Source organism: Nocardia aurantia (assembly GCF_009604425.1).
GTDB lineage: Bacteria > Actinomycetota > Actinomycetes > Mycobacteriales > Mycobacteriaceae > Nocardia > Nocardia aurantia.
Genome location: NZ_WEGI01000019.1, coordinates 24,126 through 37,620, shown reverse-complemented (window position 1 = coordinate 37,620; position 13,495 = coordinate 24,126). Strand labels below are relative to the sequence as shown.

General features: G+C 70.5%; 14 protein-coding genes. 12 read left to right on the top strand and 2 right to left on the bottom strand.

The window, feature by feature from the left end; translation table 11 throughout:
• Positions 1 to 8 precede the first annotated feature (8 nt).
• The 7 genes from NRB56_RS34985 (at position 9) to NRB56_RS34955 (ending at position 7,324) form a co-directional block, all read left to right on the top strand.
• The gene (locus NRB56_RS34985; protein WP_153348656.1) at positions 9 to 848 is read left to right on the top strand and encodes a nitrilase-related carbon-nitrogen hydrolase; all 840 of its coding nucleotides are present in this window, start codon (positions 9 to 11) and stop codon (positions 846 to 848) included.
• Positions 848 to 2,269 (top strand): dihydropyrimidinase, encoded by a 1,422-nt coding sequence (gene hydA, locus NRB56_RS34980; RefSeq protein ID WP_153348655.1) that lies wholly within the window; start codon positions 848 to 850, stop codon positions 2,267 to 2,269. Before NRB56_RS34985 ends, hydA begins: the two co-directional genes overlap by 1 nt.
• Before the next feature lie 33 nt (positions 2,270 to 2,302).
• Positions 2,303 to 3,340, top strand: a complete 1,038-nt coding sequence (locus tag NRB56_RS34975; protein ID WP_153348654.1) for a TIGR03842 family LLM class F420-dependent oxidoreductase — start codon at positions 2,303 to 2,305, stop codon at positions 3,338 to 3,340.
• Between the two features lie 195 nt (positions 3,341 to 3,535).
• On the top strand, positions 3,536 to 4,462 hold the full coding sequence (locus tag NRB56_RS34970) for an ABC transporter permease (protein ID WP_153348710.1): 927 nt from the start codon (positions 3,536 to 3,538) through the stop codon (positions 4,460 to 4,462).
• A gap of 26 nt (positions 4,463 to 4,488) precedes the next feature.
• Positions 4,489 to 5,427, top strand: a complete 939-nt coding sequence (locus NRB56_RS39935) for an ABC transporter ATP-binding protein (RefSeq protein ID WP_264767101.1) — start codon at positions 4,489 to 4,491, stop codon at positions 5,425 to 5,427.
• The gene (locus tag NRB56_RS34960) at positions 5,424 to 6,185 is read left to right on the top strand and encodes an ABC transporter permease (RefSeq protein WP_153348653.1); all 762 of its coding nucleotides are present in this window, start codon (positions 5,424 to 5,426) and stop codon (positions 6,183 to 6,185) included. The genes NRB56_RS39935 and NRB56_RS34960 overlap by 4 nt, the downstream gene beginning before the upstream one ends.
• Entirely contained in the window at positions 6,182 to 7,324 is a 1,143-nt protein-coding gene (locus NRB56_RS34955; protein ID WP_153348652.1) for an ABC transporter substrate-binding protein, read from the top strand. Before NRB56_RS34960 ends, NRB56_RS34955 begins: the two co-directional genes overlap by 4 nt.
• Positions 7,325 to 7,340: 16 nt before the next feature.
• Here NRB56_RS34955 and NRB56_RS34950 read toward each other — a convergent pair whose 3' ends face one another.
• Both NRB56_RS34950 and NRB56_RS34945 read right to left on the bottom strand, forming a co-directional pair.
• Complete coding sequence (locus tag NRB56_RS34950) at positions 7,341 to 7,868, bottom strand: NUDIX hydrolase (RefSeq protein WP_153348651.1); 528 nt, start codon at positions 7,866 to 7,868, stop codon at positions 7,341 to 7,343.
• Positions 7,865 to 8,584, bottom strand: a complete 720-nt coding sequence (locus NRB56_RS34945; RefSeq protein ID WP_153348650.1) for a GntR family transcriptional regulator — start codon at positions 8,582 to 8,584, stop codon at positions 7,865 to 7,867. Before NRB56_RS34945 ends, NRB56_RS34950 begins: the two co-directional genes overlap by 4 nt.
• A 194-nt stretch (positions 8,585 to 8,778) precedes the next feature.
• On the opposite strand from NRB56_RS34945, the gene NRB56_RS34940 reads away from it, so the two are divergent.
• From NRB56_RS34940 to NRB56_RS34920, 5 genes are all read left to right on the top strand, one after another.
• Positions 8,779 to 9,525: a LamB/YcsF family protein gene (locus tag NRB56_RS34940; RefSeq protein ID WP_153348649.1), complete on the top strand. Its 747-nt coding sequence runs from the start codon at positions 8,779 to 8,781 to the stop codon at positions 9,523 to 9,525.
• Complete coding sequence (locus NRB56_RS34935) at positions 9,522 to 10,151, top strand: 5-oxoprolinase subunit B family protein (protein ID WP_319943976.1); 630 nt, start codon at positions 9,522 to 9,524, stop codon at positions 10,149 to 10,151. Before NRB56_RS34940 ends, NRB56_RS34935 begins: the two co-directional genes overlap by 4 nt.
• A gap of 340 nt (positions 10,152 to 10,491) precedes the next feature.
• Positions 10,492 to 11,349: a 5-oxoprolinase subunit C family protein gene (locus tag NRB56_RS34930; RefSeq protein WP_153348708.1), complete on the top strand. Its 858-nt coding sequence runs from the start codon at positions 10,492 to 10,494 to the stop codon at positions 11,347 to 11,349.
• A gap of 82 nt (positions 11,350 to 11,431) precedes the next feature.
• Positions 11,432 to 11,809, top strand: coding sequence for a nitroreductase family deazaflavin-dependent oxidoreductase (locus NRB56_RS34925; protein WP_153348648.1), 378 nt, complete (start codon positions 11,432 to 11,434; stop codon positions 11,807 to 11,809).
• Between the two features lie 148 nt (positions 11,810 to 11,957).
• Complete coding sequence (locus tag NRB56_RS34920) at positions 11,958 to 13,490, top strand: ArnT family glycosyltransferase (protein WP_319943975.1); 1,533 nt, start codon at positions 11,958 to 11,960, stop codon at positions 13,488 to 13,490.
• Positions 13,491 to 13,495: the final 5 nt, after the last annotated feature.

Genomic DNA, 13,495 nt, shown 5'->3' with positions numbered 1-13,495 from the left:
CACAAAGCATGGCGATCGTTCGAGCGGCGCTCGTCCAGACGAACTGGACCGGCGACAAAGAGTCCATGATCAAGGCCCACGAGGACTACGCGCGGCAGGCCGCCGCGCAGGGCGCGAAGGTGATCTGCTTCCAGGAGTTGTTCTACGGCCCGTATTTCTGCCAGCTCCAGGACGCGAAGTACTACGACTACGCCGAATCGGTGCCCGGCCCCACGGTCGACCGGATGGCCGCGCTGGCGGCCGAACTCGGCCTGGTCATGATCGTTCCGGTGTACGAGCAGGAGCAGCCCGGCCTGCTCTACAACACCGCCGCGGTGATCGACGCCGACGGCCGGTACCTGGGTAAATACCGGAAACACCACATTCCGCACGTCCAGGGCTTCTGGGAGAAGTTCTATTTCCGGCCCGGAAATCTGGGCTGGCCGGTCTTCGATACCGCGGTGGGCCGCGTCGGGGTGTACATCTGTTACGACCGGCATTTCCCGGAGGGCTGGCGGGCCCTCGGCCTGGCGGGCGCGGAGATCGTTTTCAACCCGTCCGCGACCTCGCGCGGACTGTCCTCGTATCTGTGGAAATTGGAGCAGCCGGCCGCGGCCGTCGCGAACGAGTACTACATCGGCGCGATCAATCGGGTCGGCGTCGAGGGCGACTACGGCGACGACGATTTCTACGGCACCAGCTATTTCGTCGATCCGGAGGGCAAATTCGTCGGTGACGTGGCCTCCGGCACCGATCCGGAGCTGGTGATCCGGGACCTGGACCTGGATCTGATCAAGGTGGTGCGCGACCGCTGGGCCTTCTACCGCGATCGCCGCCCCGACGCCTACGGACCGTTGGTGGAGCCCTGATGAGCACGATACTCGTTCGCGGCGGAACCGTGGTGTCCGCCACGGGATCTCAACTCCTCGACGTCCTGATCGACGGTGAGACGATCGCCGCGGTGCTGCGCCCCGGCGCGACCGTGCTCGGCGCCGACCCGGCCGCGGTGGCCGACACCGTGCTGGACGCCACGGGGAAGTACGTGATCCCCGGCGGGGTGGACGGGCACACCCATATGCAGATGCCCTTCGGTGGCACCGAGGCCTCGGACACCTTCGAAACCGGTACGCGCGCGGCGGCTTTCGGCGGCACCACCACCATCGTGGATTTCGCGGTGCAGACACCCGGTGTCCGGGTGCAGGATTCGCTCGCCGCCTGGCACGAGAAGGCCGCGGGGAAGTGCGCCGTGGACTACGGCTTCCATCAGATCGTCGGCGACGTCACCGACGAATCCCTGAAGGGGATGGCCGAACTCGTCGACGAGGGGGTCACCAGCTTCAAGCTGTTCATGGCCTATCCGGGCGTGTTCTACTCCGACGACGGCAAGATCCTGCGCGCCATGCAGACCGCCGCCGACCTCGGCGCGCTGCTGATGATGCACGCGGAGAACGGGATCGCCATCGACGTACTGGTCGAGCAGGCGTTGCGGCGCGGCGACACCGCGCCGTACTTCCACGGCACCTCGCGGCCGTGGCAGTTGGAGGAGGAGGCGACCCACCGCGCGATCATGCTCGCGCACGTCACCGGGGCGCCGCTGTACGTGGTGCACGTGTCGGCGAAGCAGGCGCTGGAGCAGATCGCCGAGGCACGGGGCAAGGGACAGAACGTCTTCGGCGAAACCTGCCCGCAGTACCTGTACCTCTCGCTGGAGGAACAGCTCGGCGCACCGGGTTTCGAGGGCGCGAAGTGGGTGTGCTCGACCCCGTTGCGATCCCGCGCCGAGGGACATCAGGACGAGCTGTGGCGCTACCTGCGCACCGGCGACGTCACGAGTGTCGCCACCGACCACTGCCCCTTCTGCATGAAGGATCAGAAGGAGATGGGGATCGGCGATTTCAGCAAGATTCCCAACGGGATCGGCGGCGTGGAGCATCGGATGGATCTGATGTTCCAGGGTGTCGTGGACGGCCGCATCTCACTGGAGCGGTGGGTGGACGTCTGCTGTACCACCCCGGCGCGGATGTTCGGCATGTATCCGCGCAAGGGGATCATCACCCCCGGTGCCGACGCCGACATCGTGCTGTACGACCCGGCGGGCCACACGAGCATCGGGCTCGGCGGCACCCATCACATGAACATGGACTATTCGGCCTACGAGGGTTTCGAGATCGACGGCCATGTCGACACGGTGCTGTCCCGCGGCCGGGTCATCGTCGGCGACGGCGGCTATCTCGGCAGTCCGGGGCACGGCCGGTTCGTCCGGCGCGAGCTGTCACAGAACCTGCTCTGAGCCACATTCCGATCCGGACAAGGAGGGCGCCCCATGGACATCGGGGTGGTGTTGCAGTGCACGCCGCCGGCCTCGCGCGTGGTGGAACTCGCGAGAGTGGCGGAGACACACGGCTTCTCGCACGTGTGGACCTTCGACTCGCATCTGCTGTGGCAGGAGCCGTACGTCATCTACAGCGCGATCCTCGCCGCCACCCGCAAGGTGACGGTCGGCCCGATGGTGACCAACCCGTCGACGCGGGACTGGACGGTCACCGCGTCGACGTTCGCGACCCTCAACGAGATGTACGGCAATCGCACGATCTGCGGTATCGGGCGCGGTGATTCGGCGGTGCGCACGCTCGGCGGCCGGCCCGCCACGCTGGCGACGCTGCGCGAATCCATCGAGGTGATCCGGGAATTGGGCAACGGGCGCAGCGCTCGCGTCGGCGACGCCACCGTCCGGTTCCCGTGGGCCGGAGACTCCCGGCTCGAGGTGTGGGCGGCCGGATACGGCCCGCGCGCACTGGATCTCACCGGCGAGGTGGCCGACGGGTTCATCCTCCAGCTGGCCGATCCGGACATCACCGCGTGGACGGTCGCCCGGGTGCGCGCGGCCGCCGAACGCGCCGGCCGCGACCCGGGCGCGGTCACGATCTGCGTGGCCGCGCCCGCCTACGTCACCGACGGTTCGGTGGCGGCGCTGAAACACGCACGGGAACAGTGCCGTTGGTTCGGCGGCATGGTCGGCAACCATGTCGCCGACCTCGTCGCGAGATACGGCGCCGGCAGCGAGGTCCCGGCCGCGCTCACCGATTACATCGCGGGCCGGACCGGATACGACTACAACGAGCACGGCCGGGCGGGCAACACCCACACCGATTTCGTGCCCGACGAGATCGTCGACCGCTTCTGCCTGCTCGGCACCCCGGACGAACAGCTGATCCGGCTGCGTGAACTGGAGGCCCTGGGCGTCGACCAGTTCGCCGTCTACCTCCAGCACGACGCGAAGACCGCGACGCTCGAGGCGTACGGCGAACAGGTCCTGCCGCGCCTGGCCGCCCCGGTGACGGCCACCGAGAGCGCCTCGTGAACCGGCCGGCGGAAGTGCTGAAGCATCGCGAGGGCCGGGTCTGCGGCGGTGGCCGGGCGCACTTCGCGGATCCGCCGCCGGGCTCGGGTGAGTGGACGGTCCGCGGGGAGTGGAAGCGGCCGGCCCGGGGCGTCCGGGGGCCGATCGATGGCAGCCTCGGCTCGGATCCGGCTGTGCGAACGAGAGGGGCTCGAGATGGCGGTCGTCGGTGAGACGGTCGAGATCGGTGTGGTCCCGGTGGCCGTTCGGGTGAGCCGCGGCGGTGCACCGCGATTCGCGCGCCGGCTGTATCCGGTGGCGGCGCTCGCGCTCGTGGTGGTCGTGTGGGAATTGGTCAAGCTGCTGGTGCCGGCGCATGGGGTGAGCGTCGGCGGGACCCGGATCCTGCCGCGCACCACGGACGGGGCGCTGCCGCACGTGTGGGCCGTGGTGACGGTGCTCGGGGATCGGGACGGGCATCGGACCGTCGGCGAGACACTGTTGCACACAGCCGGTTTCACCTTCGGGCTGGCGTTGCTCGCGCTGGTGCTGGGCACGGTGGTGGGTGGGCTGCTCGCGGTGGTGATGCAGCGCTTCGCCTGGGTCGAGCGCGGGCTGCTGCCGTATGTCGTGGTGTCGCAGACGATTCCGCTGATCGCGCTGGCTCCGCTGGTCGCGGGCTGGGGTGGCCGGATCGCGATCGCGGGGCAACCGTGGCGGCCCTGGATGAGCATCGTGGTGATCGCGGCCTATCTGGTGTTCTTCCCGGTCGCGGTCGGGATGTTGCGTGGGCTGCAATCGCCGCCGGCCGCCGCGGTGGAGTTGCTGCACAGCTACGCCGCCGGCTGGTGGGCCACGCTGCTGCGGCTGCGGCTGCCCGCGGCGGTGCCGTACCTGTTGCCCGCGCTGCGGCTCGCGGCGGCCGCCGCGGTGGTCGGTGCGGTGGTCGCGGAGATCTCGACGGGTACCGCCGGCGGTATCGGCCGCCAGATCATCGTCTTCTCCCAGCAGTCCACCGGTAACGCGGCGCGGCTGTACGCGGCCGTGTTCGCCGCCGCCCTGCTGGGGGTGCTCCTGACCGGCCTGGTGTCGCTGTCCGAGCTCGCCCTGCGCCGATACAGCCGCCCGGTCGGCGCTAGTTGAACCTGCTCGTCACGGAAAGTGCTGTCATGGAATTGAATTCGGTGTCGAGTCCGGCCGGTGTCGCGGCGGTGGAACTGGACGGAGTCGGCAAGGTGTATCCGGCGGGCGCGGTGACCGCCCTGCGGGACATCACCGTGACCGTGGCGGCGGGCGAATTCGTCTCCCTGATCGGGCCGTCCGGCTGCGGGAAGTCGACCCTGCTGCGGATCGTCGCCGATCTGGAGGAACCGACCTCGGGAACCGTTGCGGTGCACGGTAAACCGGCCCACCGGGCCCGGCTGGACCAGGAGTACGGCATCGCCTTCCAGCAGGCCGGGCTGCTGGACTGGCGGACGGTGCAGGAGAACGTCGAACTGCCGCTGGAGCTGCACAAGGTACCCAAGCGGGAAAGACGTTCCCGCAGTGCCGAATTGCTGGAGATGACCGGCCTCGCCGAGTTCGCCCGGCGTTTCCCGGGCGAGTTGTCCGGCGGCATGCAACAACGCGTGGCGATCGCCCGCGCGCTCGCGCGCAAACCGCCGCTGCTGCTGATGGACGAACCGTTCGGCGCGCTCGACGAGATGACCCGCGAGCGGATGCAGGGCGAACTGCTGCGCATCACCGGCGAGACCGGGGCCGCGGTCCTGTTCGTCACCCATTCCATTCCGGAGGCGGTGTTCCTGTCGGACCGCGTGGTGGTGATGTCGCCCCGGCCGGGCCGCGTCACCGCGATCGTCGCGACCGGCAGTCCGGGCCGGACCGCGGACCCGGACGTCGACATCCGGGCCGGCGAGTCCTTCTTCGAATCCGTTGCGGCGGTGCGCGAGGCACTGCACCGGGGTCACCTGCCGGTGTCGCCGGAATCTTCCCCGGCGCACCGGGTATCGGGCGAAACGCCGGAGAACGCGTCACCGGTCTCGCCGGACCGCGACGAACCGGCTGCGGGCGCGGGTCGTGACGCGTTGTCGGGCAGGGACATTCGATGAGGTCCTGGTTTCCGCCGATCGTGGTCGGTGTGCTGATCGTGGTGTTGTGGCAGGTGCTCACGGTGGCGGCCGGACTGCCGTCGTTCCTGTTGCCGGCCCCGAGTGCCATCGCGAGCGCGATCCACACCGACGCGCACAACATCGCCGAGGCGGCCGCCTCCACCGGCGGTAACGCCCTGTTCGGGCTGGTGGCCGGTGCGCTGCTCGGCATCTTCGCCGCGGCGCTGGCGGTCCGATTCCGGCCGGTGGACGGGCTGCTGGGCCCGTTGTCGGCCGCGGCGGCCACCGTGCCGATCGTGGCGCTGGCGCCGCTGCTGAACTCGATGTACGGCACCACCACCGACCTGCCGCGGCGGCTGGTCGCGACGATCGTGGTGTTCTTCCCCGTCTACGTCAGCACGCTGAAGGGCCTGCGGCAGGTGCCGCGGGTGCACGCCGATCTGATGACCGCGTACGCAGCCACCGGCTGGCAGGTCACCCGGACCGTGCGGCTGCCGGCGGCGCTGCCGCACCTGTTCACCGGGCTGCGGATCGCCGCGCCCGGCGCGGTCATCGCCGCACTCATCGCCGAATACTTCGGCGGCCTGCAGCACGGTCTGGGCAGCCGGATCACCTCCGCGGCGGCGAACACCGCCTATCCGCGGGCGTGGGCCTATGTGGCCGCCGCGATGGTGCTCGGCCTGCTGTTCCTCGCGGCCGTGCTGCTCCTCGAACGACTCACCCGTCGACCCCGCATCATCGGATGGAGAAGGAAATGACAACCCGCACACGGACATTGCGCGCCTGTCTGGGGGTGGTGGCCATCGGCCTGGCCACCCTCACCGGATGCAGCACCACCTCGGACACGACGACCTCCTCGCAGTCGGGCCTCGCCACCGTGAAGCTGCAGTTGCAGTGGTTCAAACAGGGGCAGTTCGCGGGCTACCTGGCGGCCGTCGACCAGGGCTTCTACAAGGAGCAGGGGCTGGACGTCCAGATCCTCGACGGCGGAACCGATATCGTGCCGCAGACGGTGCTCGCGCAGGGCCAGGCGGACTACGCGATCGCGTGGGTGCCGAAGGCGCTGGCCTCGCGGGAGGCCGGAGCGGGGATCACCGATGTGGCGCAGGTGTACCAGCGTTCGGGTACCAAGCAGGTGGCGTTCAAGTCCGCGAACATCGCCGGGCCCGCCGACCTGAAGGCCAAGAAGGTCGGAAACTGGGGCTACGGCAACGAATTCGAGCTGTTCGCCGGAATGACCAAGGCGGGGCTGGATCCGGCGAAGGATGTCACCCTGGTGCAGCAGCAGTTCGACATGAACGCCTTCCTCTCGCACGATATCGATGCCGCGCAGGCGATGTCGTACAACGAGTACGCGCAGCTGCTCGAGGTGAAGAATCCGGCCACCGGAAAGCTCTACACGGCAGACGATTTCACCACGATCGACTGGAACGATCAGGGCGTCGCCATGTTGCAGGACGCGATCTGGGCCAACACCGCGAAGCTGAAGGACGCCGCGTATCAGGATCGCACGGTGAAGTTCATCGCCGCGTCGCTGAAGGGCTGGGCGTTCTGCCGCGACCACGTCGACAAGTGCCGCGACATCACCGTCGCGGCCGGGTCCACCCTCGGGGCCAGCCATCAGCAGTGGCAGATCAACGAGGTGAACAAGCTGATCTGGCCGTCGCCCGCCGGAGTCGGGACGATCGACAAGGGCGCCTGGGATCGGACCGTCGCGATCGCGCAGCAGACCAAGAATCAGGAGGGGCACACCGTGCTGACGAAGGCGCCGGACGCCGACGCCTACACCAACGAGTACGTCACCAAGGCGCTGGACCTGTTGAAGGGCCAGGGCATCGACGTCACCGGCACCGGATTCCAGGCGCAGCCGGTGACATTGGCCGAGGGCGGCAAGTAACCGGCCGGCGCGCGCCTCACCGGGGCGCGCGCAACACCGCGGGCAGCACCACGCGGGTGTCGGGGACGAACGGCCAGCGCGGATCCGCCAGGTGCGCGAGGAGTTCCGCGTCGGTCCACCACCAGCCCTCGGCGACCTCCTCGGGCTGGTGCCGGAACGGGCCGTCGTGGCGCACCTCGTAGGCGAACACATGGCAGCGCATCGGGCGTCCGGCCCATCGCCCGTCCCAGGCGACCCGCGCCCGCGGCACCGGCAATTCGTCGCCGGGACCGAGCTCGACGCCCAGTTCCTCCGCCAATTCGCGCACCGCCGCCGCGGCCGGATCCTCGCCGGGCCCGACCACCCCGCCGGCGAGGCAGTCGTGCATGCCGGCGAACATTGCCTTGGTCTCGGTGCGGCGGTGCACGTACACCCGGTCGCCGTCGCGGGAACGGACCAGCACGCCGGCGCTGGCGTGCCACAGCCCGCGCTCGTAGACCGTGGCGCGCTCCTCGGCGCCGAGGGGCCGGCCGGCGGCGTCGTAGACCGCGATCACCTCGCTCATCGTTCGCTCCGGGTGGTGATCGCGGCGTAGGCGGCCTGGATCTGCGTCTCGGCGTCGCGCAGATACGCGTCGAGCAGATCCGCCGCGACCGTGGCCTCCCCGCGCGCGAGCGCGTCGAACACCTCGTGATTGCGCCGCAGATAGGGCCGGTGGAAGGCGTGCGCGTCGGCGGCGACGTGGAAGATCAGCCGTAATTCGTTCCACACGTTGGCCATCAGCGAATCCAGCAGCCGGCTGCCGTTGAGCGCGGTGATCGCGCGATGGAAGTCGACATCGGCCGTGCCGACGCCGGTCCAGTCCGCCCGCGCGGCGCACTCGTCCGCCCGCCGCAGCGCGGCAACCACCTGTTCGGTGCCGGTACCGACACGCGAATATTCGCGCAGCGCGGTGCATTCCACCACCCGGCGGCACCTGTACACCTCCGCGATGTCCTCCGTCGACGGAATGCGCACGAAGACACCGCGATTGAGCTCGTGCGTGACCAGCCGCTCCTCGATCAGCGTGCGGAACGCCTCACGCAGAGTGTTGCGCGAAACACCCAGGGCCGCACAGATATCCGGCTCCGACAGGCGTGCGCCCGGCCGGAACGTGCCGTCCAGGATGCCGTCACGGACGATGCCGGCGACCTGAGCGGCCCGGCTGGCGCGGTCGAGCCGGTCGCGATGGGCGGCCAGCCTCGCGTAACCGTCGACCGCCGCGTCGGACGGGGTGGTCATCCGAGCCTCCTCGCCTCTCGCCGATCGGCCACCGACCGGGCTGCTGCCTCAGGCTACCCGGGAATTCCGAGCTATCGGACGATCCATTCGCAGTATTGCCGGATCGTTCAACGATCACTAGGCTGGGACGCGTACCGCATTCGGGTTGTGGGTTCGGACCGGGTCGCGGACGGCGTGGAAAGGCGGCAGCGGCGATGATCGATCTGAACAGTGACCTCGGTGAGGGGTTCGGCGCCTGGTCGATGGGTGACGACATCGCCCTGCTGGACATCGTGACCAGCGCGAACATCGCCTGTGGTTTCCATGCCGGGGATCCGTCGATCATGCGCCGGACCTGTGCGGCGGCCGTCGAACGCGGGGTGCGGATCGGCGCACACGTCTCGTATCGGGATCTCGCCGGTTTCGGCCGGCGCGCGATCGCGGTACCGCCGCGCGAGTTGGCCGACGAGTGCCTGTACCAGATCGGGGCGCTGGACGCGTGCGCGCGAGCGGCCGGCGACGCGGTGCGGTACGTGAAACCCCATGGTGCGCTGTACCATTCCGCTTCCGCCGATCCGGAGATCGCCGCGGCGGTGGTGTCGGCCCTCACCGCTTTCGGCGGTCTCGCGCTGCTCGCCTCGCCGGGCTCGGAGCTCGAGCGCGCGGCGGACGCGGCCGGAATCGCCTTTCACGCAGAGGGGTTCGCCGACCGGGGCTATACCCCGGCCGGCACGCTGGTCCCGCGCGGCGCGCCCGGCGACGTCCTGCCTCCGAGAGACGCGGTGGCACAGGCGCTCTCGATCGCGGTCGGCGGTACCGCCCGCGACGCCACCGGCGCCGAGGTGCCGGTGGCGGTCCGCAGCCTGTGCGTACACGGCGATTCGCCGGGCGCGGTGGCGATGGCCCGGTCCATCCGGGACACCCTCGCCGGCGAGGGTGTCGAATTGCGGGCGTTCGCGTGACGGAGTTGCGGATCCGGCCCGCCGGCGATCGCGCCCTGCTGCTCGAACCCCCGGACCTGGACGCTCCGGCCGCCCTGGCGGGCCGACTGCGGGAGCGGCCGGTCGACGGCGTCGCCGACATCCTCCCGGCTGCCCGGACGGTCCTGGTGACCCTGCGTCCCGGGACCGACCCGGCCGCCGTGGCACAGGTGTTGCGGGAGGCGGCGGCGAGCGCACCGCGCGGTGGCGACGGCGACCGTGGCGAGCCGATCGTGATCCCGGTCCACTACGACGGCGCGGATCTCACCGATGCCGCACGGCTGCTGGGCATCTCGGTGCCCGAGTTGATCGCCCGGCACACCGGTTGCGAATGGCATTGCGCCTTCGTGGGATTCGCGCCCGGATTCGGCTACCTCGAAGCACCTCGAGCGAATCTGACTGTGCCGCGCCGTGACCAGTCGCGCACCGCGGTCCCCGCCGGATCCGTCGCCCTGGCCGGCGGCTACAGCGCCGTCTATCCCCGCCGCTCGCCCGGCGGGTGGCAGCTGATCGGCCGCGCCGACACCGTGCTGTGGGACCTCACCCGCCCGGACCCGGCCCTGCTCCGTCCCGGCAGCCGGGTGCGCTTCACCGTCGCGGGCCGGTGAGCGTGGTGCGCACGGAGTCGCTGCCGTGCCGGTGCGGAGGTGACGGCGGACAGTGGCGGCCGCCGAGTGCCTTCCGTCGTGGCCGGTCGATGAGAGGCGGAGTGCGAACCCGGCAGTCGGCCGTTGTTCGGCCGTGCCGACATCGCGCTCCGACGTCGGGGGCGGGCTCGGGCGTGTTTCGCCGTGGTCGTCCGTGCGGCGGGAGGCGTCCGAACTTGCCGGGGCGTCGGCGGTGGGACGAGGGCGAGCGGTCGCACGATGAAGTGAGAACGGTTGGCGAGGTGCGGGTTTCGAACGTCGGCGAGGTCGTGTCGGGCGTGGAGGAGGTGTGGTGAGCGGTATGGTGCGGGTGGTGTCCCCGGGGATCTTCAGCACGATCCAGGATCGGGGGCGGCCGGGGTGGTTCCATGCGGGGGTCGGGGTGTCGGGGGCGGCGGATCGGGCGTCGTTCGCGTTGGCGAATCGCTTGGTGGGCAACGACGAATCGGCCGCCGCGATCGAATGTGTGCTCGGCGGACTGTGTGTCGAGGTCGGCGAGCCCGCGGTGCTGGCCGTGACCGGTGCTCCGGTGCCGATCAGCGTCGACGGGCGGGCCGAGCCGCCCGCGTCGGTGCTGTACCTGCGGCGGGGCGGGCGGCTGCGGCTGGGCATGGCCGCGACCGGGTTGCGGTGTTATCTCGCCGTGCGTGGTGGCTTCGAGCCCGCGGCGGTGCTGGGGTCCCGCAGCCGCGACACGCTGGCCGGGATCGGGCCGGAACCGCTCGAGGCGGGTACCGAACTGCCGGTGGGCCCGCCGCCGCGGCGCTGGCCGGAGGTCGCGTTCGCGCCGGTCCCGCCGATGACGGCGGATGTGGTGGAGGTCCGGATGTGGTTCGGCCCGCGCGACGACCGGTTCCTTCGTCCCGGCGATCTGTGCACCGGGACCTGGCGGGTGTCCACCGACATCGATCGGGTCGGGGTTCGGCTGGACCGGGCCGACGGGCCGCCGCTGATCCGGCGCGACGCCGCCGAACTGCCCACCGAGGGCATGCCGCTGGGCGCGATCCAGGTGCCGCCGTCGGGGCAGCCGGTGGTGTTCCTCGCCGACCATCCGATCACCGGCGGTTATCCCGTGGTGGGCACGGTCGTGGACGCGGATGTCGACCGGCTCGCCCAGGTGCGGCCCGGGCAACTGGTGCGATTCCGATCCGAACGGTGACCACGGCGTGGCGGCGGTCCGATTCGCGTACCGTGAGAGGCGCTGTGACACCGAGACTCGAGCCCATCGAGAGGGGACGCACATGCCGCTGCCGCAGGGTCTGGCGAAGTTCAACCGGGTCGTGACCAATCAGATCACCGGAGTGGTCGCCGGTCGGCTGCCCGGATTCGGGATCGTCGTCCACACCGGGCGGAAATCCGGCCGGGTCTATCGGACGCCGGTCAACGTCTTCGTCCACGACGGCCGCTACCGCATCGCGCTGACCTACGGTCCCGGCTCGGACTGGGTCCGGAATGTGCTGGCGGCCGGGCGATTCGAGCTCGAGTCCGTCGGCAGGACGATCACGCTCACCGATCCGCTGGTGCAGCACGACCCGGGGTCCCGGTGGGCGCCGGTCGGGGTGCGGCAGGTACTCGGCGCGGTCTCGGCGCCGGACTACCTGGAGGCCCGGCGGGCCTGACCCGGTCCACTCCGATCCTGCGCCGCGCCGCCACGCCCGGCAACCGCGGCCCGTCGCGGCGACGCGCCCGCCGGGTGCGCGGGCGGCCGCCCCGCGGCGGATAGATTCGGCATTGTCCGCTGGATCCGACGTGCTCAGGAGTGTGCCGGTGACCGACGTGGTGGATCGTGGCCGTGCGACCGTGTCCACCCCCCGTCCGCCCCTGGCGGTGCGCCCGGTCGCCGCGGTCGCGGTGGTCGCGGCGGCGGTGCTGTTGTTCTCGGCCTCGCGCTACGGCTACTTCGGCGACGAACTGTATTTTCTCGCCGCCGGCCGGCGGCCGGCCTGGGGCTATGCCGATCAGGGCCCGGTGCTGCCGCTGCTGGCGCGCCTGATGGACACCCTCGCGCCGGGCTCCTATCTGGTGCTGCGGCTACCGGCGGTAGCGCTCACGGTGGCGGCGATCGTGTTGTGCGCCATGCTCGCCCGGGAATTCGGCGGCGGCGCGGGCGCGCAGGCGGTGGCCGCCGCGGGATACGCGACGTCACCGTTTCTGCTGTTGCAGGGCGCGCTGCTGACCACCAACGCGGTGGACACCGTGCTGTGGGTGATCATCTCGTGGCTGGTGGCCCGGTGGGTGCGCACCCGCGACGATCGGCTGCTGCTCGCGGCCGCGGTGATCACGGCCATCGACATCCAGGTGAAATGGCTGGTGCCGTTCCTGTGGATCGCGATCGCGGTGTCCGCGGGCCTGTGCGGACCGCGCCGGCTGGTGCTGCGGCCGTTGCTCTGGGCGGGCGCCGGGCTGACCGTGCTGCTGTCGATACCGGAACTGGTCTGGCAGTGGCATCGTGGCTGGCCGGAGATCCAGATGACCCGCCTGATCGGCGCGGAGCAGGGCATCCTGGGCGGCCGGCTGCTGTTCGTGCCGATGACCCTGGAACTGGCCGGCTGGCTGGCCGGCCCGCTGCTGGTGTGCGGGCTGGCGGCGTTCCTGTTCCGGAAGTCGTTGCGGCCGTATCGTTTTCTCGGGGTGGCGTGGATCGTGCTGGAACTGGTGTTCATGATCACCGGCGGCCGGATCTACTATTCCGCCGGGCTGGACGCGGTCGCGATCGCCGCCGGCGCCGTCGTGGTGGTGGCGGTGATCGGCGCGCACACCCCGGTCCGGCGGTCCCTGCTCACCGCCGGCCTCATCGCGCTCACGGCGTGGGCGACGTATCACGTTCTGCGCGCGGCGCCGTGGCTGCCCGCCGAACGAGTTCAGCCGCCGCGCAGCAACTCCGAGGCCGCCATCGCGATCGCCGTCTACGGCAAGTTCGGCTGGCCGGAACTGACCGAGACCGTGGTCGACGCCTACCGCCGGATGTCCGACGCCGACCGCGCGCACGCCGTGATCATCGCCGACACCTATTGGCAGGCAAGCGCTCTGGACGAACTGGGCCGCGACCGACTCCCCCCGATCTACAGCCCGAGCCGCGGCTGGGGCTACTTCGGCGCCCCACCGGACGACGCCACCGCCTACCTGGTGGTCGGCAGCTACGAAGTGGTGCTGCAGAGCCAGTTCCGCGAGGTGAACCCGATCGGCCGGGTCGACACCCGCCTCGGCTTCCCCGGCAACACCCAGCAGGTGACGCTCTGGCGTTGCGCCGGCCCCGAGAAGCCCTGGGCCGACGTCTGGCCGGACTGGATGCATCTCTGACCGTC